The 19,335-nt window shown below is 64.8% G+C and carries 17 protein-coding genes, 1 pseudogene and 1 riboswitch; of the genes and pseudogenes, 7 read left to right on the forward strand and 11 right to left on the reverse strand.

From position 1 onward, the window contains the following. Positions 1 to 17 precede the first annotated feature (17 nt). The 5 genes from FFS12_RS06960 to cobG form a co-directional block, all read right to left on the reverse strand. Positions 18 to 1,121, reverse strand: a complete 1,104-nt coding sequence (locus tag FFS12_RS06960) for an AI-2E family transporter (protein WP_137886162.1) — start codon at positions 1,119 to 1,121, stop codon at positions 18 to 20. Positions 1,122 to 1,286: 165 nt separating this feature from the next. Then, positions 1,287 to 2,942 (reverse strand): precorrin-3B C(17)-methyltransferase, encoded by a 1,656-nt coding sequence (cobJ, locus tag FFS12_RS06965; RefSeq protein WP_137886163.1) that lies wholly within the window; start codon positions 2,940 to 2,942, stop codon positions 1,287 to 1,289. Between the two features lie 176 nt (positions 2,943 to 3,118). After that, the gene (locus FFS12_RS06970; RefSeq protein ID WP_137886164.1) at positions 3,119 to 3,868 is read right to left on the reverse strand and encodes a precorrin-2 C(20)-methyltransferase; all 750 of its coding nucleotides are present in this window, start codon (positions 3,866 to 3,868) and stop codon (positions 3,119 to 3,121) included. Then, on the reverse strand, positions 3,865 to 4,491 hold the full coding sequence (locus FFS12_RS06975; RefSeq protein WP_137886165.1) for a precorrin-8X methylmutase: 627 nt from the start codon (positions 4,489 to 4,491) through the stop codon (positions 3,865 to 3,867). The genes FFS12_RS06970 and FFS12_RS06975 overlap by 4 nt, the downstream gene beginning before the upstream one ends. Further along, complete coding sequence (cobG, locus tag FFS12_RS06980) at positions 4,484 to 5,872, reverse strand: precorrin-3B synthase (protein WP_256657298.1); 1,389 nt, start codon at positions 5,870 to 5,872, stop codon at positions 4,484 to 4,486. The genes FFS12_RS06975 and cobG overlap by 8 nt, the downstream gene beginning before the upstream one ends. Before the next feature lie 91 nt (positions 5,873 to 5,963). Beyond that, a riboswitch (cobalamin riboswitch) is annotated at positions 5,964 to 6,195 on the reverse strand. 231 nt (positions 6,196 to 6,426) lie between these two features. Here cobG and cbiE point away from each other — a divergent pair. Genes cbiE through FFS12_RS06995 form a run of 3 tightly spaced genes read left to right on the forward strand, consistent with a single transcriptional unit; the run spans position 6,427 to position 9,497 of the window. Next, positions 6,427 to 7,656 carry a precorrin-6y C5,15-methyltransferase (decarboxylating) subunit CbiE gene (gene cbiE / locus FFS12_RS06985; RefSeq protein WP_137886167.1) on the forward strand — a complete coding sequence of 410 codons (1,230 nt, stop codon included), beginning with the start codon at positions 6,427 to 6,429 and terminating at the stop codon, positions 7,654 to 7,656. 12 nt (positions 7,657 to 7,668) lie between these two features. Then, positions 7,669 to 8,781 (forward strand): cobalt-precorrin-5B (C(1))-methyltransferase, encoded by a 1,113-nt coding sequence (locus FFS12_RS06990; RefSeq protein ID WP_137886168.1) that lies wholly within the window; start codon positions 7,669 to 7,671, stop codon positions 8,779 to 8,781. Then, positions 8,778 to 9,497, forward strand: coding sequence for a cobalt-precorrin-6A reductase (locus FFS12_RS06995; protein WP_137886169.1), 720 nt, complete (start codon positions 8,778 to 8,780; stop codon positions 9,495 to 9,497). The genes FFS12_RS06990 and FFS12_RS06995 overlap by 4 nt, the downstream gene beginning before the upstream one ends. A gap of 60 nt (positions 9,498 to 9,557) precedes the next feature. Here the strand turns inward: FFS12_RS06995 and FFS12_RS07000 are convergent, their stop codons facing one another. Continuing rightward, entirely contained in the window at positions 9,558 to 10,343 is a 786-nt protein-coding gene (locus tag FFS12_RS07000) for a TOBE domain-containing protein (protein ID WP_137886170.1), read from the reverse strand. 144 nt (positions 10,344 to 10,487) lie between these two features. On the opposite strand from FFS12_RS07000, the pseudogene FFS12_RS20120 reads away from it, so the two are divergent. Then, positions 10,488 to 10,983 (forward strand): annotated as a pseudogene (locus FFS12_RS20120) (ParA family protein); the annotation flags it as partial. Between the two features lie 69 nt (positions 10,984 to 11,052). Then, positions 11,053 to 11,826 (forward strand): CHAD domain-containing protein, encoded by a 774-nt coding sequence (locus tag FFS12_RS07010; protein ID WP_137886171.1) that lies wholly within the window; start codon positions 11,053 to 11,055, stop codon positions 11,824 to 11,826. 43 nt (positions 11,827 to 11,869) lie between these two features. On the opposite strand, the gene FFS12_RS07015 is transcribed toward FFS12_RS07010, so the two are convergent. The 5 genes from FFS12_RS07015 to FFS12_RS07035 form a co-directional block, all read right to left on the reverse strand. After that, positions 11,870 to 12,094, reverse strand: coding sequence for a hypothetical protein (locus FFS12_RS07015; protein ID WP_137886172.1), 225 nt, complete (start codon positions 12,092 to 12,094; stop codon positions 11,870 to 11,872). Positions 12,095 to 12,432: 338 nt separating this feature from the next. Then, positions 12,433 to 12,846: an arsenate reductase ArsC gene (locus FFS12_RS07020; protein ID WP_137886173.1), complete on the reverse strand. Its 414-nt coding sequence runs from the start codon at positions 12,844 to 12,846 to the stop codon at positions 12,433 to 12,435. A 202-nt stretch (positions 12,847 to 13,048) separates the two neighbouring features. Further along, positions 13,049 to 14,668 carry a PEP/pyruvate-binding domain-containing protein gene (locus FFS12_RS07025; RefSeq protein ID WP_137886174.1) on the reverse strand — a complete coding sequence of 540 codons (1,620 nt, stop codon included), beginning with the start codon at positions 14,666 to 14,668 and terminating at the stop codon, positions 13,049 to 13,051. Beyond that, positions 14,665 to 16,608: a DUF47 family protein gene (locus FFS12_RS07030; protein WP_137886175.1), complete on the reverse strand. Its 1,944-nt coding sequence runs from the start codon at positions 16,606 to 16,608 to the stop codon at positions 14,665 to 14,667. The genes FFS12_RS07025 and FFS12_RS07030 overlap by 4 nt, the downstream gene beginning before the upstream one ends. 148 nt (positions 16,609 to 16,756) lie before the next feature. Then, positions 16,757 to 17,104 carry an MTH938/NDUFAF3 family protein gene (locus FFS12_RS07035; RefSeq protein WP_137886176.1) on the reverse strand — a complete coding sequence of 116 codons (348 nt, stop codon included), beginning with the start codon at positions 17,102 to 17,104 and terminating at the stop codon, positions 16,757 to 16,759. A 745-nt stretch (positions 17,105 to 17,849) separates the two neighbouring features. Here FFS12_RS07035 and modA point away from each other — a divergent pair. Together modA and modB are read left to right on the forward strand one after the other, a co-directional pair. After that, complete coding sequence (gene modA / locus FFS12_RS07045) at positions 17,850 to 18,605, forward strand: molybdate ABC transporter substrate-binding protein (RefSeq protein WP_137886177.1); 756 nt, start codon at positions 17,850 to 17,852, stop codon at positions 18,603 to 18,605. Positions 18,606 to 18,624: 19 nt separating this feature from the next. Next, a complete protein-coding gene (modB, locus tag FFS12_RS07050; protein WP_137886178.1) occupies positions 18,625 to 19,305 on the forward strand; it encodes a molybdate ABC transporter permease subunit in 681 nt (226 codons plus the stop codon). Positions 19,306 to 19,335 lie beyond the last annotated feature (30 nt).

The raw sequence follows: 19,335 nt of genomic DNA on the forward strand, positions 1-19,335 counted from the left end.
GGGCGAGCCGGGTCGCGTCAGGTCTGCTTCTGCTCGCCTGGCCCGCCGCCCTGCGGCTGGTCTTCGACCCATTGCCAGAACAGCTGGTAGCCGACCGCCAGAACCACCGGGCCGATGAACAGGCCGATGATGCCGCCGGTGACCATGCCGCCCAGGGCGCCGATCAGCACCACCGGCATCGGTACATCGACGCCCCGGCCGAGCAGCAGGGGCTTGAGCACGTTATCGGCCAGGCCGGCGACGAAGACATAGATGGCGAAGGCAATGGTCGCCATGCTGGCACCCTCGGTGGCGAAGACGAAGGCGATCACCGGGAGAGTGATCAGGGTGGCCGGTAGCTGCATGATGCCGAGCAGCAGTACCGCCAGGGCCAGCAGACCGGCGCCGGGGATGCCCATGAGCACGAAGCCGACGCCGATCAGCAGCATCTGGATGAAGGCGATGCCGACCACGCCCTGAGCCACCGCACGGATGGTGGCGGTGCACAGTTCGGTGATTTGCGCTCCCTTGCCCGGGCCGGAGATGCGCGAGGCGATCTGCACCGCGCTGCGGCCGCCGCTCTCACCATAGGCCATGAAGATGCCGGCGATGATCAGGGCGAAGATGAATATCAGCAGGCCCATGCCGAGGCCGGCGAGCTTACCCAGCAGGGTGAGACTGACACCCTTGAGGTGCGGGGCGAGCTTCTGCGCCAGGCCGGTCAGGTCGGTGGCGGCTTGCAGCCAGAAACCGTGCAGGGCGTTGCCCACCAGCGGCCAGCTGGCGACCGAGTCGGCCGGCAGCGGAATATGGAAGCCGCCGCTCTTGACCATGGCCATGGCCTGCTCCACCGAGTCGGCCATCGAGGTGCCTAACAGGTAGATCGGCACCATGAGGATGGCGAGGGCGATCAGCACGATCAGCGTCGCGGTGCGGCCTTCATTGTTGCCCAGCTTGCCCAGGAGCTTGCAGTGCAGCGGGTAGATCGTGATCGCCAGGATCAGCGACCAGAGCATCAGGTCGAGGAAGGGGTGGAAGATCTGGAAGCAGAAAGTCACCAGCACGGCGATCAGCCCGGCACGAATCAATATATCGAGCAGGCCGTGGGACAGCGCCTTCTCGGCAGTGGGCGTGGGCAACATCGATTATCTCCTGGCAGGTCGCTGCAAAGGCATGGGGGCGGTAAGCCCAAGCATAGCCGCTCAACCGCGGAGGGTAGCCGCAAGCCACGGCACCTCGCCGCTTGCCCGTCATGCCGTGGCTGGGCCGCCCGCTGCGGCCAAGTAGCTAAAAACAGCCTGCAGACCTCAGGGATAAGAGCGCGGCGTATAGACCCAGGCGCCGCCATCCTGACGGGGAAAGCGTCGGGTCGTCGATGAGCCGATGATCACCATGGTGCGCATGTCCACCTGCTCCGGGCGCAGCTCGGCGAGGGTGGTGAGGGTCAGGGTTTCCCCCGGCCGGCCGATATCGCGACCGAGCACCACAAGGGTATCGCCGCTGCGATGGCCGGCGACTATCTCCAGCGCGCGCCCCAGTTGCCAGGGGCGGGCGCGGGAGATCGGGTTGTAGAAGGCCAGCGCCAAATCGGCCGCCGCCGCATGCTCGAGGCGCAGTTCGATGATGTCCCAGGGCTTGAGGTTGTCCGACAGCGACAGGATGCAGAAGTCGTGGCCCAGCGGTGCGCCCGCCCGTGCGGCAGTCGCCAGGGCGGCGGAGACGCCGGGGAAGATTTGTAGGTCGACGGCCTGCCAGAGCGGATCGCTCGAGGCTTCCAGCGCTTCCAATACCGCCGCCGCCATGGCGAACACCCCGGGGTCGCCGGACGACACCACCACCACCGCGCGACCGCTGCTGGCCAACTCGAAGGCATGCCGGGCGCGCTGCAGTTCTTCGCGGTTGTCGCTGCAATGCAGCACCTGCTCCGGGCGGAACGGCCCGGCCATCTTCACGTAGGTCTCGTAACCGAGCACATCCTCGGCCTGCTGCAACGCCAGCTTGGCGGCCGGCACCATGAATTCGGCGGCGCCAGGGCCAAGGCCGACGACGGTCAAGCGGCCACGGGCCTGGCCGATGGCGGCTGGGTCGACTGGCTCGGGCGAGACGAACAGGCGGATGCCGCCGACTTGCTGGTTCAGCGCGGGCAGCGCTGGGTCGTCGGCAATAAAGCGCAGCGGTACGCCGAGCGCTTCGGCGGCCCTGGGCAATTGGGCATCGCTCATCCGTCCGCACGGGGCTAGCAGGCAGGCCAGGGAAAGCGGCGCCAGGCCGGCGCCGGTCAGGCCGGCGCGAACCGTGGCGGCGGTATCGCCCTCCATCGAATCGACCAGAGCCATGACCACGCGGGGGTGGATCAGCAACTCGGTGCCGCTTGCGGGGCGATCCGCCGGGCTGATGTGGATAACCCGTCCGGCCCGGTCATCCACCGGCAGCCTGGCCTTGGCCAGCCACGGCGCGTCGCCCTCGATGCGCACCGTCTCGCCGCCGAGCAGGTCGGAGACGAAGCGCTTGCCCTGTTCGATATCGGCCAGCGCATAGCCGGCGGGCGGATTGAGCAGGCAGGTGCCGAAGCGCAGTTCGCCGCTGGTGGTGATGGCCGGCGCGACGTCCAGCGCGGCGGCGATTTCGCGGGCCATGCGGTTGACCCCGCCGAGGCCGCCGAGCAGCGGCACCACGGCGCTGCCATCCTCGGCCACGGCCAACACCGGCGGCTCGGCGCCTTTGCTTTGCAGCAGTGGCGCCAGGGTGCGGATGACGATGCCCGCGGCGCACAGGGCGATGATCGGCGTATCGCGGCGGTACAGTTCGCGCAGGGTGTCACCGAAGTCGTCGTAGGGCTGCTCGACGCCTTCGACGCGGCCACGCAGGCCGTGGATCTCCGCCTGTGGATAAAGTGCCTGGATGCGGCGTGCGGTGGCCAGGCTGGTGTTGCCGAGAATGACGATGGCCGGGGCGTTATGCATGCTGGGGTACCAGTTAAATGTCGGGTAGATCGTCAACGCGGTCAGGGAAACATCTGCGTCGCGAGAACATCCGTAGGGTGCGCCGTGCGCACCGAGGCCGGTTGGTGCGCGCGGCGCACCCTACTCAGGCTTTTGTCACCATGTTGCGGGCGAGCGGAGCAAAATCGGGCGCGTCATCAGGCCTGCCATTTTTCGCCCGGCACGATAATCAGCGAAAAGTACGGCGAGGCCATCGGATCGACCTGATCGAGCGGCACTATGCGCTGGTTGTCCATGGTTGCCCGCTCGACGTAGAGCGCCCGTTCAGCCAGGCCGAGGTCTTCGAGCACGGCGCGAACCTTGTCGAAGTTGCGTCCGAGCTTCATCACCACCGCCGCGTCGGTAGCGGCCAGGCGTTGCTTGAGATCGTCCGCCGGCAACACCCCGGAGAGCACCGAGAGGCTCTGGTTGCGGTACACCAGCGGAATACCGAGCACCGCCGCGCCACCCAGCATGGAGCAGACCCCGGGCACCACTTCGGCGGCATAGCGGCCGGCCAGGCGATCGTGCAGGTACATGTAGGAGCCGTAGAAGAACGGGTCGCCTTCGCAGATCACCGCCACATCGCGGCCTGCTTCCAGGTGCGCGGCGATCTGTTCGGCGCAGGTGTCGTAGAAGTCGCTGATGATGTCCTCGTAGCACAGCGGCGGCGCCAGCTTCTCGGTGGTCACCGGGTAGACCATCGGCAGGGTCTGCTGCTCGCTGCCAAGGTGTGCGGCGATGATGCCGAAGGCGTTGCCGTGCTGGCCCTTGGCGATCTTGGCCTTGGCCACGAAGTAGCCGACCACGGGGGCGGCCTGCAGCAGGCGCAAGGCCTTGAGGGTGATCAGCTCGGGGTCGCCGGGACCCACGCCGATGCCGAGCAGACGTCCTTTGCTACTCATCATTCCACCTCCGTGGCCAGGGCGTTGACTGCGGCGGCGGCCATCGCGCTGCCGCCGCGGCGACCGCGAACTATGACGTAAGGCACGCCACGGCTGTCGGCCGCGAGCATCTCCTTGGACTCGGCGGCACCGACGAAGCCTACCGGGAAGCCGAGGATCAGCGCCGGTTTCGGCGCGCCGGCGTCGAGCATCTCCAGCAGATAGAAGAGCGCGGTCGGGGCATTGCCGATCACCACCACACTGCCTTCCAGGTGTTCGCGCCAGTGCTCCAGCGCGACCGCCGAGCGGGTATTGCCGAACTCGCGGGCCATTTCCGGCACCCCTTCGTCATTGAGGGTGCAGATTACCTGGTTGTTCGCCGGCAAGCGTGCGCGGGTCACGCCTTCGGCAACCATCCGCGCATCGCAGAGGATCGGCGCGCCGGCGGCCAGGGCTTGGCGCCCGGCGCTGCCGGCACCCGGCGAGAAGCGCAGGTCCTGGACCACATCGACCATGCCGCAGGCATGGATCAGCCGCACCGCGAGTTTTTCCAGGTCGGCGGGGATGTCCTGCAACTTGGCTTCGGCGCGGATGATGGAAAAGGACTGGCGGTAAATTTCCTGGCCATCGCGGATGTAATCAATCATCGGTCGGTTTCCATGGGTCAGGCAGCGCGGCCAGCAGGTCGCCGGCCTCGGTAATGGTCAGATGGCGCGCCAGCGGTCGGCCGAAGCCGGGCACCGCCGCATCGCGTTGGTAGAGGTCATAACGCCCGTCGGCGACAGCCAGCAGGGTCAGCGGTGAATCATGGGCGGCGGCGCAGGAGCGCGGGCAGCCACTCAGGTGCAGGCCGGGCAGAGGCGCGCTGCCGGCCAGGCGTGCAGCCAGGGCCAGGGCATCCGCCTTGGTCGCGGCCAGGCCTTTGCCGCAGCCGGCCGAGCCGCTGCAGGCGATGATGCGGGCCAGCGGCTGCAGGGGATCGCAGACCAGGCCGAGTTCGCCCAAGGCGCGCAGTAGCGTCGGGCCGTCGGCTTGGCGGATATTCGGCAGCAACAGGCTTTGCCAGGGCGTCAGGCGCAGGCTGGCGTCGCCGAACTGCTGCGTCAGCCGCGCCAGTTCGATCAGCTGCTGCACGTGCAGGCGGCCGAGCGGCGGTGCTGCGCCGACTTGCAGCAGTCCAGGCTGCAGCTGCGGCTGCAGACCCAGGTGCGCCCAGGCCTCGGCCGCCGGGCGGCGCCACTGACGCAGCGCTGCGTCTTGCTGCAAGGGGAAGTCCAGCCGAGCCTGTAGACGCTGGAGGAAGGCCTGCGCCGGCAGTTCCGCCAGCAGCTGGCGCATGCGGCTGTGCTCGGGGCCGGCCAGTTCGAGGAACAGCTCCAGGCACGCCAACACCAGCGCCGGCACCTGCGCCAGAGTGACGGCGGCGAGGGCCGTGTCCGGGCTGCCGGGCAGGGGTGGGCAACCGGCCAGACCGAAGGCGAACAGCGGCCGGCCGCCGCCCTGCAGGGCACTCAGCCACAGGTCGTGGGGATGTTCGAGCATGGCCAGGCGTTCGCCGCCATCCAGCAGCAGGGCGAACTTCGCCGACAACCGGTGCAACGAGGGATTGTCCTGCAAGGTAGCCAGCAACTGTTCGGCCAGGGGGCTGACATCTAGCAGGGCGGCCGGGTCTAGGCCGGCGGCCGGGCTGACCATCAGGTTGCGCACATCATCGGCGCCTGGGCTGCTGGGGCCGAGGCCGGCGGCCAGCAGGCTGGCGATCAGGGCATCTTCCTGGCCGACGCGCACCCCGCGAATCTGCAGATTGGCGCGGTTGGTCGCCTCGATTACACCGCTGCCGTGCTCCTGCGCAGCAGCCGCCACGGCCAAGGCCTGGCTGGCCCGCAAGCGACCGGCTGGCAGCTTGATCCGGCAGATGCCGCCGTCGCGAGCCTGCACTATGCGCAGCAGTCCGGGGCACGCCGAAGGGCGTGGCTCGCTGGGCAATTCGTGGGGCAGTTCGTGAGACTGCGGCGCGCTGTCGTTCAAAGGGTCACCCGATCGGCTGTCGCGGTGACCGGGCGAGCGCTCCCCGCAGGGAACTCTCCACGACATCGGCACACCCCGTCCGATGCTTGCACACGCGACCAAGTTCGGCGGCAGGTCTCCTGGCTGGCAGTTGCAAGCCCTGTGGATAACACCTTAGAGGGGTTATCCACAGGGCTCGACATCCGGCGCGGCCTTCCCGGTGTGAACCAGTGGCGGAGGGGCGCTCGAACTCACTGCATACAGTTGCGGGGGCAGCCACGGTTTTTCCGTGTTCCCTCTTCGGCCCTTTCTTTCTGTTGGCGATCTGCTGCGCGTCGGCCATACGGCGTTGAAATCGTCTTTAGAATGCTCATTGACTACAGTCAACTCCGCTTCTTCAGCCAATTTCGCCTTGTCTGGCCTTAGCTCGCGAGATCTTGAACTTACTTTAGGGCACCGACGAACGCGCTATTATGCCTGCTTTGCCCGGCCTTTGGAGCCTGACAGGTTCCTGGGAAACGCCTCCTCGTCGGATGCTGGCGGGGTGTGCAGCAAATGCCAGTGAGGAGTTGCGGATGTCGCCTTGGTTGACGGTGGTGGGGATCGGGGAAGACGGCTTCAGCGGGCTCGGCAAACCGGCACGGCGGGCGCTGCTGGAAGCCTCGGTGGTGTTCGGTGGACAGCGCCAGCTGGATCTGCTGCCTGCTTGCCTGCGCGGGCAACGCCAAGCCTGGCCGAGCCCCTTCGCGTTGACACCCGTGTTGGCGGCGCGCGGTACGCCGGTCTGCGTGCTGGCCAGCGGCGATCCCATGTTGTTCGGCGTCGGCGCCAGCCTGGCGCGGCGGTTGCCGGCCGCTGAGCTGCTGGTGCTGCCGGCGCCGTCGTCCTTCTCCCTCGCGGCCGCGCGGCTCGGCTGGCCCCTGCAGGACGTGGCTTGTCTGTCGGTGATGGCCCGCCCGCTAGCCGCCCTGCATACCCAGATCCACCCCGGCGCGCGCCTGCTGGTGCTGAGCAATGACGGCAGCAGCCCCGCCGCCATCGCCGCGCTGCTCGCTGAGCGTGGTTTCGGCGCCAGCCGCCTGCGGGTGTTCGAGCACCTGGGCGGCCCGCTGGAGCGCTGCATCGACGGCACGGCGCAGGGCTGGAGCCTGGCCAGCACGGCGGCGCTCAACCTGGTGGCGGTCGACTGCCTGGCCGCGCTGACGGCGCGCCGCCTGCCGCTGACCCCGGGCCTGGCGGACACGGCCTTCGCCCATGACGGCCAACTGACCAAACGCGATGTCCGCGCCATCACCCTGGCGCGCTTGGCCCCGGCGCCGGGCGAACTGCTCTGGGATGTCGGCGCCGGCTGCGGCTCCATCGGCATCGAGTGGATGCGCGCCCATCCCAGCTGTCGTGCCATCGCCATCGAGGCCAACGCCGGGCGCCAGGCCTTGATCGCGCAGAACCGCGAGGCCCTTGGCGTGCCCGGGCTGCAACTGGTCGCCGGCAGCGCGCCCGAGGCCTTGAACGGCTTGCCGCCAGCCGATGCAATCTTCATCGGTGGCGGTGTCACGCTGCCCGGTGTGCTGGAAAGCTGCTGGGCCCAGTTGCGCCCCGGCGGCCGGCTGGTGGCGAATGCGGTGACCCTGCAGAGCGAGGCGACCCTGGTGGCCTGGCGGGCGGTCCATGGCGGCGAGTTGACTCGCATCAGCGTGGCCCAGGCTCAGCCTCTCGGCGATTTCGACACCTGGCGCGCGGCATTGCCCATCACGCTGCTTGAGGTGAGCAAGCCGCTGCGTGAGGATGTGGAGTGTCTAGGATGAACGGCTGACGGCATGCGCGACGAAACCCCCGAACAGCCTGCGCCCCTGCGCAGCGGCTACACCACCGGCAGTTGTGCCACGGCCACCAGCCTGGCCGCCGCGCGCCTGTTGCTCGCTGGTTCGGCCAGCGATGCGGTGGAAATCGTCCTGCCCAAGGGCAAACAGGTGTTGATGCGTTTGGAGTTTTGCCGCTTGTTCGAGGAGGGCGCCGAAGCCGGCACCCTGAAGGATGCCGGCGACGACCCGGACGTGACTCACGGCGCCCTGGTGTTCGCCCGTGTGCGCCTGAGCGCCGAGCCCGGCGTGCGTTTCCAGGCCGGGCCGGGCGTCGGCACGGTCACCAAACCCGGCTTGACCCTGGCGGTGGGCGAGCCGGCGATCAACCCGGTGCCACGGCAGATGATGACTAGCCATCTGACCCAACTCGCCGCCGAGCGAGGCTATGCCGGCGGCTTCGAGGTGGCGATCGGGGTGGAGAACGGCGAGGCGCTGGCGCTGAAAACCATGAACCCGCGGCTGGGGATTCTCGGCGGGCTGTCGATTCTCGGCACCAGCGGCATAGTCCGGCCGTTCTCCTGCGCCGCCTATATCGCCTCGATCCACCAGGGCATCGACGTCGCCCGCGCCAACGGCTTCCAGCACCTGGCCGCCTGCACCGGCAACGCCAGCGAAGACGCCATGCGCGCCTACTACCACCTGCCGGACACGGCCCTGATCGAGATGGGCGACTTCGTCGGTGCGGTGCTCAAGCATCTGCGCCAGGCGCCGGTGGATAAACTCAGCCTGTGCGGCGGTTTCGGCAAGATCAGCAAGCTGGCCGGCGGTCACCTGGACCTGCACAGTCGGCATTCCAGTATCGACCTGCCGCAACTGGCCGACTGGGCCGGCGAGCTGGGCGCCGGCGCCGAGTTGCAGTACGCCATGCGCGCCGCCAACACCAGCCAACAAGCCTTGGCGCTGGCCAGCGCCGCGGGGTTTGCCCTGGGCGATGCGGTCTGCAGGCAGGCCCTCGACTTCGCCCGCAGCAAAGTGCCGGCGCAGGTGGCGCTGGAGGTGTTCGCCATCGACCGCCAGGGCCGGATCGTGGGACAAGCAGGCGTCGGCACGGCGCTCGAGCAACCATGAGCCGCATCCTCCTGCTCGGCGGCATCACCGAAGCCCTGGCCATCGCCCGCCAGTTGGGCCCCGAGCACCTCTACAGCCTCGCGGGGCTGGGCCGGGTGCCGGACGACCTGACCTGCCGGGTGCGCGTCGGTGGCTTCGGCGGCGCCGCAGGGCTGGCGCGTTTTATCGCCGAGGCCGGCATCGGCTTGCTGCTGGACGCCACCCATCCCTACGCCGCGCAGATCAGCCGGAACGCCGCCACGGCCGCGCGCCTGGCCGGCATTCCCTGCTGGGCCTTGCGCCGCCCCGGCTGGCAGGCGCAAGCCGGCGACGACTGGCGCGAAGTGGCGGACTGGGCCGGGCTGATCGAAGCGCTGAAGGGCTTTCACCGTCCGCTGTTCACCCTCGGCCGCGAGCCGCTGGAGCACCTGCACGAGATCCCCGAGGCGCAACACTGGAGCGTGCGCTGCCTGCAATCCCTGCCCGGCAACCCACGCGCCGAGGTGATAGGTGCGCGCGGCCCGTTCAGCCTGGCAGGCGAGCGCGAACTGTTCGCCCGGCTGCGCAGCGATGTGCTGATCAGCAAGAACAGCGGCAGCCAGGCCACCGAACCCAAACTGCAAGTGGCGCGGGAGCTGGGCCTGCCGGTGCTGGTGCTGCGCCGGCCGCAGTTGCCGCCGGTCGACCGCGAATTCAGCGACCCGCAGAGCCTGCTCAGCGCGCTTTCGCCCGCCTAGATCATCAGCCCGCGCAGAGGGCGGTTGAACGCTAGGATCGTGGCCAAGGACCGAGCCGCGCTAAAACCTGCCCAGAATGATATGGGCCGCCTTGATAAGGGCCGCTACCGGCTTGCCGCTGCAGAGCTCAAGGTCATCGGCATGTGCATTGCTCAGCACCGCGGCAATGTACGCGCCGCCCGGCAGTTCAATCGCCACCGCGGTTTCCGCGCTCCCTCGGGTGGCCTGTCGGACTTCGCCATGCAGCAAGTTGTCCGTTGGCTCACTGGGGGTGAAGTCGGAGTCAACCAACAGGACCCAAGAGGCTTTTATCAGGGCGTAGACGGCATCCCCTTCCTTGAGTCCGAGACGTTCGGTGCTGTCGTGCGTGATCGACGCGCACAAGCGATCGCCGCTGTCTAAATGGAACTCGACCCGGTCGTTGACCTCGCCGCGCTGGATCGCGCTGACCTTGCCGAACAGCTGGTTGCGCGCACTGGTCTTCATGCGCAAGCGTTCCATGATCTCTAGGAAGGATGAGATCCCGGCATCCTCACCTAAGCGCTGGAGAAAAAGCCGATGCTCTCGCTCATAGCGGTGGAAGGCTTCGATCAAGGCATGGCCAGCCGGCGTCAAGCGGGTCCCGCCGCCACCCTTGCCACCGGCACTGCGTTCGACCAGTGGGCTGCCGGCGGCGGCATTCATGGCATCGACAGAGTCCCAGGCAAACTTGTAACTCACGCCCACGGCTTTCGCTGCCTGGCTGATCGAGCCCGTGCTGTCGATCCGCGCCAGCAAGGCGATGCGTCTTTCCCCGGCAAGGTCTTTGCCGTTGTGCGTGATCCAGAAACGCCCTTCCAGCTTCATCGTATGTCTGCGAGTAGTGGTCCCGCTGGCATCTTACCACTGGCCTTCATACTGACTTCGCGATGCTTGAACGCCTAGCATCCGATCAACCGCCACGCACTGTATTCGCTCAATCCGCTGCATGCTAGGCAACGCGCGGGCATAAAAAACCGGGCCCAAAAGCTGAGCAAGCTTCTGGATAAGCTGGACGAGGATTACGAGCGGATTTACCTGGATACTCGGGCCTCGACTTCTACAGCATCTCGGCGCTGATAGCCGCTGACCGCTGCCTGATCCCTTTCGACTGCGCCAGCTTTTCTCGCCAGACACGCTATGCCGTGCTCGGGGAAATTGAGGAAATCCAGGGGGATCACGATGAGAACTTGGAAGTTGAAGGCATTGTCGTCAACCAATTCCAACCTCGCGCCTCGTTACCACAAATACTTCTCGATGAGTTGATTGCCGAGGCGCTAGCGGTGATACAGGTGTACCTCATAAGCTCGGTGAGAATGCATGAGTCACATCAGGCTTGCATGCCGTTGATCTACCTGGCCCTACGCACAAGCTGACCCAGCAGTTCGTGGAGTTATATAGCTTCCTGGAGGTAAAGGCCTGGCAGCCTGACTGCCCCAGTCGCCGTAGACTGGCGACATCTCCCTGATGTGTGGCTCAAATGACCCAGGTTTCCTCGGCTAATCTGATTTCTCCATAGCTGTGTTTGGAACGTCGGATGTCATTCGTAGATGCAATCGTTGCCCAGGTTTTGGTGCTTGAGACAGCGCTCTACCATGCCTACGCTCGCATAGAGGCCAGGACAGATAGCGAGGCTCTGCATGACTTGCGGATCAATCTGCGGCGCATGAGAAGTCTGTTGCGACCATTACGCCGGATCGGCGCAGTAGCGCTTCTCAATGAAGCAGCTGCCGAGGTTGGCAAACTGACTACCCCAGTGCGTGATCTTGAAGTGTTGATCGATGAGCTTGAACGGCAGGGGCTCACACAACAGGCCAATGCCCGGAAGGCTATCCTGCAGTCCAGCTATGGCAGCATCGTGGAAAGCTCGACGATCAATCAGCTCTTTTCCCGACTGGATGAATGGCCATCAGCCTTTCGTGTTGCTGAGCGTGACGATGAATTACGCTGGATCAAGAAGAAGATTGCCAAGCGCTTGCACAAGCAGGTGGAGCGATTGAAAGCCGCACTGACAGACCCTCAATGCGATCGGCACCAGCTACGGATTTTGGTCAAGCGCACACGTTACGCAACCGATGCCTATCCTCAGCTTTCTCCAATATCCGCGGAGGCAGCAGCTTCGCTCAAGGTTGTGCAGACTGCACTGGGCGCTTGGCATGATCATTATCAATGGTGCCTCAAGGCGAGACTGGAGGAAGACCTTCAAGCGCTACAGCATAAATGGCAGGTAGCGGCTACCGCGGCTCTTATGAGTGCCGAGGTGGAGTTGTTCCAGCTTGCAGAGTTGCTGGCGAAGAATCAGCAGGCGTAAAAAAGGCCGCCTTGAGTGGCAGCCAGACAAAGCAAGTAAATACCTACTGAAGCGACTCAAGTGTTGCTTGCGAAGTGCTGCCAGATAATGACAACTCGGTTAACACTTCACTGCAGCTTGCCGGCAGGGCGTGAGGCGCATCGAGTCGAGCCTGCAGCCGCTCGGCATAAGCTTCTGCCTCAGCCTGGCTGCGGAAACTTACAGTGCAGGTGTCCAGCTTTACCACCCAGCCAGCCGTGCCCTGTACTTCTTCTATCTCGACGTTCATCAGCAGAGTCCCGGGAAACCTTACAAAGGTGTTGATGATAGCTCGCCATCATGATGCGGGCCAACACCTTTAGAGGCCTCTAGATCGGTGCTCTCAGGCGATTTCTGTCTATTTCAGAGCGATTAGGAATAAGCGATTTGTTGATGCACTATCTCCCCCTTTCTGGCGGGGCCGAGTGCCCAATTTCGGCCAATAGAGATCACTTACTCGTGGCCATAAGTTCGATCGGCACATCCCTGCGACCGGGCCTGTCGTGAATAAAAGGAATGCTCCTGTTAATTCTGCAAGGAGCTTACTGAGCAGTGTCCAGCAATGTCTGCTTCGGGTTTATAGGAGCGTCAGTGCCTGGTCTTCACAGTGGCGAACATTTTGACGCGATCGTGAATCTCCTGCAGGGCATGACGAAAGGGGTCATGTCTTTCGCTGGTAACCGGATCCTCGAAGTTCCACACCATCACTTCTCCGGAGGCCGGCATCCGCGCAGCCTCCCCGGACGACTTGTCGCAGAGAGTGACCACGTAATCGAACTGCTGCCCCTCGAACTCATCGATGGCCTTGCTCCGCAGGCCGGTCGTGGCGATGCCGATATGATCGAGGGACTCGAGCGTGCGTGGATCCACCTCACCGGCCGCAATGCCGGCGCTGAGGGCTTCGAAGTGTTCGGCGTCGGTATGCCGAAGCAGCGCTTCCGCCATCAGGGAACGAACATCATTGTGTGCGCAGACGAACAGAACACGGAATTTGTCAGCCATAGCTACTTTTACCTCGTCCAGCCTGTTTGTTTAGTTGTCGAAACAAAGGCACTTTCCATTTCAACCGAGCTTTCTGACAGCGGCATTTCAGGCCGATGAAAGGCTCCCGTCTGTCTTCGCTCTACAATGGATCTTGCGCAGATTGATCATCAAGTCACTTGAGCCGACTGCATTCGCTGCCGGCGGCTTGCGCGTTGCACGTTCAGCCGTGCGAGCTGCGCAGCCTATCGAGACGGTCAAGCAGTTCTTGCGGAATCCGCTCCTCCACCCGTGTCGTGCCGGCGTAGAGCACGCCTTCGTTGCCGTCGAGCGTGATTGGATCGCCCTCCCTCAGATCCAGGCCGCCGATGGACAGGACGCGCTCCAACTCGTTGATCGCCAGGCTTTCGCAGCCGACCAGGCACACCTTGCCGAGCTGGCGCGCCACCACAGCAGCGTGCGAGGTGCGCGCGCCCCGCTGGGTCAGCAAACCGTCGGCCAGATCGAGGGCGGCGATGTCGCGCGTCTCGGCATCGCGGCGTACCAGCACCACGGTGGCGCCGGCAGCCTTGCGCTCCCGCACTCGCGCCTCGTCCAGGGCGATCTCGCCACACACCACGCCGCTGGCCGCACTGGCCGCATGGGCAAGCGGTGCGAGAGTCTTGCCATCCTCGGCGGCCACCACGCGCAGCACGAGCGCCTGTGCATCGAGCGTCCGCGTCCTTGCAAGCGCGACTTCCTGGGTGATCACCCCCTGATCGCAGAGATCGAGCGCAATGCGCGCCGCCGCCTGTGGCGTGCGCTTGCCGCCTCTCGTCTGCAGGAGGTAAAGCTGGCCATCCTGCACGGTGAATTCGAAGTCCTGCATGTCGCCGAAGGCCCGCTCGAGTTGCACGGTGGCGCGCAGCAGTGAGTCCCAGACCTGTGGCGCAACGGCTGCCAGCTCGTCGTGCCCTTGTGCACTTCGCCGGCCGCTGACAACGTCTTCACCCTGGGCATTGAAGAGGAAGTCGACCCAGGGCACGGGCTCGCCACTAATAGGGTTGCGGGTAAAGCCTACGCCCGATCCGGACATCCCGCCGGCATTGCCGAACACCATCCGCTGCACCGTCACTGCCGTCCCCATCGAGTGCGGCAGGCCGTGCAGCTCACGATAGGCGTGTGCCTTGTCGCTGTGCCAGGAGGCGAAGACGGCGGCGATCGCCTCGCGCAGTTGCACCTGCGCATCCTGCGGGAAAGCCTCGCCGGCCTCCCGCGCATAGGTGGCCTGATGGCGGTTCGCCACCTCCCGCAGCGCGGAGAAATCGAGTTCGCGTTCGTCGCTATCGGCACGTACCGCATCGAGGTCCGCCTCGAAATGCTGCGCATCGATGCCGGCGACCACCTCGCCATACCCCGCAATCAGGCGGCGGTAGGCATCCCAGGTGAGGCGGGGATGCCCGGTGAGCCGCACCAAGCCGGGCAGGGTCGCGTCGGTGAGACCAATGTTGAGCAGCGTCTCCATCATCCCCGGCATGGAAACCGCTGCGCCCGAGCGCACCGACAGCAGTAAGGGGTGTCGCGTATTGCCGAGTCCGAGGCCGGTAAAACGCTCCAGTTCCTGCAGTGCCCCCTGCCAGAGCTGGGGGCCGACCTCAGCCCGCCCGCACCAACCCGTGCCGAGAACGAAGGCCGGCGGCACGGGAAGGCCCAGTGCGGCCATGCGGGCGAGGCTCCAGGCCTTGAACCCCAAGGCTGCCGGGGTCGCAGCCGCGGGCAGCGCCGTGCCGCCGCCGATGAGATGGATCAGCCTGAGCGCGTTCTCTGCGGCCGCCGCTTGCACGGGATCGAGTCGCGGGTTCATACGCCCCCCACGCGGCTGAACGCGAGCTTGCGCAGGCCGTAACCGGTGGCGAGCAGCGCGTCGGTGGCAAGCTCGAGTGCGGCAGCGAATTCCGTGCTCAGGTTCAGTGTCGCCGCATCGGAGACGTGCTCTGATAGCGCACGCCGGACGTCGCGCAGCAGGATGTCGCACTGGCGCTCGGCATTGAGTACTCGCCACAACGCAGCCACGAATTCCTCGTGGTCCTCCCCGCTACTCTCCTCCCCGAGCGTGCAGGCGATGGCGAGCGCCTTGACGTGGTCCTGCGTGGCCGCGAGGACCTCATCGGCCAGTAGCTGCATCACCTGGTGCACTTCACCCCGCCAGCCCTGGTGGTGGTCATCGGCGACTAGCGACAACAGGAAAGCCGACTCCTCCAGGCAATCGGCCACATCGTCGGCACGCTCGATCAGGCGGGTGAAGGGTAGCCAGCGCGGATGGCGCTCGGCGCGGACGCGCGAGCTCATCACCAGCAGGTCGGCCTGGTGCTCCCATTCCTTGGCACGCTCGGCCAGCTTGCGCGCAGCCTTCTTGTCGCGTTCGTGTCCGTGTGCGAGGGCATCACGCACGCCCTCGGCAAGCGCGTGGCAGTACGCCGCATGTTCGGTCAACAGATCGAATTCGTCGCGGAGGCGACGCATATGACGTACCAGCAGCAGCCTCGTATCGTCCGCGATCAGCGCGAGCGGCTGGTGCTGCTGTATCGCTTGGCTGGAGAGTACCAGCACCTCGACGAGGAACTCCTTCGCCTGCACCGGCCCCATCACCTGGTCGAGATGGTCGCCGATGTGGAAGTAGTCCGCGCCCAGGGCCTGCATGGCACCGTTGATCAGTTGTTCGCCACCGGCCACCAGCCAGGCCATGTGGCCCACCTCGCGGCGGGCAGTTTCGGTGAGGACCGCCACCGCATCGGCCTTGCTGACGAACTGCAGCAGACGTTTACGGGCGCGGTTCCAGTCGATCAGGAACACGATGCGCGAACCAATGCCTTCGAGCACGCGCTGCAGCGCATCCTCGTCTTCGCACTCGAAGGTTGCGGTGCCGACGTGATAGGCCTCGCCCGCATTGAGACCGGCCGTGGTGCGCGTTTCCGGCACGGACCAGCTAGCGCCGACCTCGGCCAGCATGGACTGGAAGAAGGCGAAGCGCTGGCGGTGCAGGTCGGAATAGGTCAAGGTGATGCGCATCCCTTCCACTTGGGCCACGAGTACGTGCGCGTCGTTGGCGCCGATGTCGTTCTGCAGCAGCAGGCGTTCGCCATCGCGGGTGGCGGCCGTATCGAGCCCGGGATGGTTCAGCTTGAGGGCACGGGTGCGATTGAGTCCGCGCATGAAGGAGGCGACCCGGGGACGGTCAACGTCGCCCAACTGCCAAACGTGCGCGCCGTCGATGGCCTCGCTCGACATCTCGACCGCCATGCGGTTGAGCACCTTATGCAGATCCATCACCAGCAGGTGGAAGCTGTCCCCTCCCCCGCGCTTGCCACTTGTCAGCGCCTTCAGCTGCGTTGCCTCGAGCGTGTCGTCCGTCAGCGCGTCGAGCCAGGCGCACCAGTGATCCACCCGGCTATCCAGTTCGGACTCGGCGGCATTACCGCCCTCGACCAGCGGGCGCGCCATGATGCGCAGATCATCCCGCAGCAGGGCGGCGACGCGAAGGAAATCGGGCACGTGCAGCGCTTTGCCTTCCCGGTAAGCCGTGCCGGACAGATCCTTGAGCCAAGGGGCGCCGATCTGTGCCGAGGCAAACTCACGCGTCAGATCCAGCGGCGCCGTATTCGGCTGTTCCGCGTGTGCCTGCGCGGCTTGCAGCACCGTTAGATACAGCTTCAGCCGGTCATTCGCCGCCAGCGCAGCGTTGATCCAGGCTGGGCGCAGCAACTGCATCTGGCCCAGCGACGCGATGACATCGAGCTTTTCCATTCGATCCCCCTCGCTTGCACTGCGCGATTCAGGACACCCCCTGGGGCAGGTAATGCCACCCTCCCGTTTTTGACACCCTCGGCTGCAACACAACCCGTCCCCTATGCCTGTCATCGAACCGCCGCACTTGCCTCATAGGTCGGGCGATCTAGCACGTGAGATGCAAGATCGCGTTGGTCTGGTCATGCGCTTCTTTCAGCTTCGCTATGGCTTCTGCTGTCGGCACTATGACCAATTCGACGTGCCGACGCTCAGCCTCGCGCCTCACCTCTTCCATGACTGGCAACGCCCCGCTGCCGGTGCCAATTACCAGCCGCCGGCAGTCCCAGGGGATGTCCTCCTCAATTGACAGCGGGGTGTGACCAAAGGCATCGCGGAACTTCTTGGACGGTTTCTTCCTGCGTTTGCGGACCTGTCCATGAACGAGCACCACGTCATGAGGATAGGTGACCCCATCGATGCTGATGGAGCCAAAAGAAAATGCATCGAAGCGCATACCCACCTCCGCCAGTGCTCTGGTGCCAGCGGCGGACTGAGCCAACACCCCACTGGAGTAGTCATTCGACTGTTTAAGTATGGTCGCCGTAATCACCAAGGCCAGCGAGTCCGGATAGGGGGACTCACGATGCCGAGGTTGTTTGCTGGGTCTTAGCTGCTACGGATTAAGGAGGGTTACGAGCGTTTCGAGCGCCCAGAGAGTGCCAACAGGCACAGGACGGCGTGCATAACGCCAAAATTTGACTTTAAAGTTAATTATTTTCAAGATGCGGAAATTCGCCAGCAAGGCAACTGTTCGCTGCCGGAGAACTGCGAGGTCTGACAGCGCATCCCGAGTCACCACGGTACTGACTTTGCGGCGCGCTGTGGCCAAGACTACGACCTCTTTGCCCTCTGTTAGGCCGAGGTTTTAACGCTCTCCAAGCCGACGATGGCAACAAAGTGGTCACCGCCTGGCTGAGTGAGCGGCACCTCCAACCAGGCGGCTGACAGCTCCTTTGAACACACTGCGTGTACGGGGTTTTCCCTCCGTGCTTTTCGAGGTCACACATGGCGCTATATAGTCAGCTACATAGCGATACCAGAGCGGGATGCGACATCAATGCAGTCGTACGAGGTGCTCGGCCTCATGCCCGGCAGGCGGGCGTGCGCCTTCTTCAAAGCGTCAAGCGTGATTCTGGCTAGCGATGCCTGAAGCGCGTCCTGTGTTCTCTACGAGCTACAAAAAAAGAAAGGAGCAGTCCATGATTCATCCTATGTCTCGCCTAGTTGTCGCACTGTCAGCCAGCATTGCGCTGAGCAACGCGCTGGCCGAAGAGGTTCAAGTGGCCGTTGCCGCCAACTTCACCGCGCCCATTCAGGCGATTGCCAGCGACTTCGAGAAGGATACCGGCCACAAACTGGTTGCCGCCTTCGGAGCCACGGGGCAGTTCTATACCCAGATCAAGAATGGCGCGCCCTTCGAGGTGTTCCTCTCCGCCGATGACAGTACGCCGGCCAAGCTGGAAAGCGAAGGCGATAGCGTCGCCGGCTCGCGCTTCACCTATGCCATCGGTACCCTGGCCCTGTGGTCGGCAAAGGACGGCTATGTCGACGGCAAAGGTGAGGTACTGAAGAAGAACGAGTTCAAACACCTGGCCATTGCCAACCCGAAAGCCGCACCCTATGGCTTGGCTGCAACCCAGGTATTGGAAAAGCTGGACCTGAGCAAAGCGGTGGCACCGAAGATCGTCGAGGGGCAGAACATCACCCAGGCCCTGCAGTTCGTCGCCAGTGGCAATGCCGAACTGGGTTTCGTCGCTCTGTCGCAGGTCTACAAGGACGGCAAAATCACCAGCGGTTCGGCCTGGATAGTGCCCGCGCAGCTGCATGACCCGATCAAGCAAGACGCGCTGATCCTCAACAAAGGCAAGGACAATCCCGCGGCCAAGGCGCTGGTGGAATACCTCAAAGGGCCGAAAGCCGCTGCCGTGATCAAGTCCTACGGTTACCAACTCTAAGTCCGGGAGATAGTCCGCGATGCCGCTTACCAGCGCCAATTTCGCCGCGATCTGGTTGACCCTGCAGTTGGCATCGCTGACCACCGCCCTGCTGCTGGTCATCGGCACCCCCATCGCCTGGTGGCTGGCACGCACCCCTTCGAGGCTGAAGGGGCCGGTGGGCGCGGTAGTCGCCCTGCCTCTGGTGCTGCCGCCCACCGTGATCGGCTTTTATCTGCTGGTCACTATGGGCCCGCAGGGCTTTATCGGGCAGCTCACCCAGAGCCTGGGGTTGGGCACCTTGCCGTTTAGCTTCGCCGGCTTGGTGGTGGGCTCGGTTTTTTACTCGATGCCCTTCGTCGTACAGCCCCTGCAAAATGCCTTCGAGGCCATTGGTGAACGGCCCCTCGAGGTGGCTGCTACCTTGCGTGCCGGCCCCTGGGACAGGTTCTTCTCGGTGGCCTTGCCGCTGGCCAGGCCAGGTTTCATCAGCGCATCGATCCTCGGCTTCGCCCATACCGTCGGCGAGTTCGGCGTGGTGTTGATGATCGGCGGGAATATTCCCGGAAAGACCCGAGTCGTCTCGGTGCAAATCTTCGATCATGTCGAAGCCATGGAGTACGCCCAGGCGCACTGGCTAGCCGGCGGCATGCTGGTGTTCTCCTTCCTGGTACTGCTCTCGCTCCACTTCAAGGGGCGAATGAGACCGGCTGGGCGCTGAGTCGCATAGAACTGACTGACCAAGGGATTT

This window comes from Pseudomonas sp. 2FE, assembly GCF_005503735.1.
Lineage (GTDB): Bacteria > Pseudomonadota > Gammaproteobacteria > Pseudomonadales > Pseudomonadaceae > Aquipseudomonas.

Excerpts from the sequence above, each read along its gene's own strand:
- FFS12_RS06960 (WP_137886162.1), bottom strand. The coding sequence starts at position 1,121 with ATGTTGCCCACGCCCACTGCCGAGAAGGCGCTGTCCCACGGCCTGCTC.
- FFS12_RS06970 (WP_137886164.1), bottom strand. The coding sequence starts at position 3,868 with ATGATGAGTAGCAAAGGACGTCTGCTCGGCATCGGCGTGGGTCCCGGC.
- FFS12_RS06990 (WP_137886168.1), top strand. The coding sequence starts at position 7,669 with ATGCGCGACGAAACCCCCGAACAGCCTGCGCCCCTGCGCAGCGGCTAC.
- FFS12_RS07025 (WP_137886174.1), bottom strand. The coding sequence starts at position 14,668 with ATGAACCCGCGACTCGATCCCGTGCAAGCGGCGGCCGCAGAGAACGCG.
- FFS12_RS07020 (WP_137886173.1), bottom strand. The coding sequence starts at position 12,846 with ATGGCTGACAAATTCCGTGTTCTGTTCGTCTGCGCACACAATGATGTT.
- cobJ (WP_137886163.1), bottom strand. The coding sequence starts at position 2,942 with ATGCATAACGCCCCGGCCATCGTCATTCTCGGCAACACCAGCCTGGCC.
- cbiE (WP_137886167.1), top strand. The coding sequence starts at position 6,427 with ATGTCGCCTTGGTTGACGGTGGTGGGGATCGGGGAAGACGGCTTCAGC.
- modB (WP_137886178.1), top strand. The coding sequence starts at position 18,625 with ATGCCGCTTACCAGCGCCAATTTCGCCGCGATCTGGTTGACCCTGCAG.
- FFS12_RS06995 (WP_137886169.1), top strand. The coding sequence starts at position 8,778 with ATGAGCCGCATCCTCCTGCTCGGCGGCATCACCGAAGCCCTGGCCATC.
- modA (WP_137886177.1), top strand. The coding sequence starts at position 17,850 with ATGATTCATCCTATGTCTCGCCTAGTTGTCGCACTGTCAGCCAGCATT.
- FFS12_RS07010 (WP_137886171.1), top strand. The coding sequence starts at position 11,053 with ATGTCATTCGTAGATGCAATCGTTGCCCAGGTTTTGGTGCTTGAGACA.
- FFS12_RS06975 (WP_137886165.1), bottom strand. The coding sequence starts at position 4,491 with ATGATTGATTACATCCGCGATGGCCAGGAAATTTACCGCCAGTCCTTT.
- FFS12_RS07015 (WP_137886172.1), bottom strand. The coding sequence starts at position 12,094 with ATGAACGTCGAGATAGAAGAAGTACAGGGCACGGCTGGCTGGGTGGTA.
- FFS12_RS07000 (WP_137886170.1), bottom strand. The coding sequence starts at position 10,343 with ATGAAGCTGGAAGGGCGTTTCTGGATCACGCACAACGGCAAAGACCTT.
- FFS12_RS07035 (WP_137886176.1), bottom strand. The coding sequence starts at position 17,104 with ATGCGCTTCGATGCATTTTCTTTTGGCTCCATCAGCATCGATGGGGTC.
- FFS12_RS07030 (WP_137886175.1), bottom strand. The coding sequence starts at position 16,608 with ATGGAAAAGCTCGATGTCATCGCGTCGCTGGGCCAGATGCAGTTGCTG.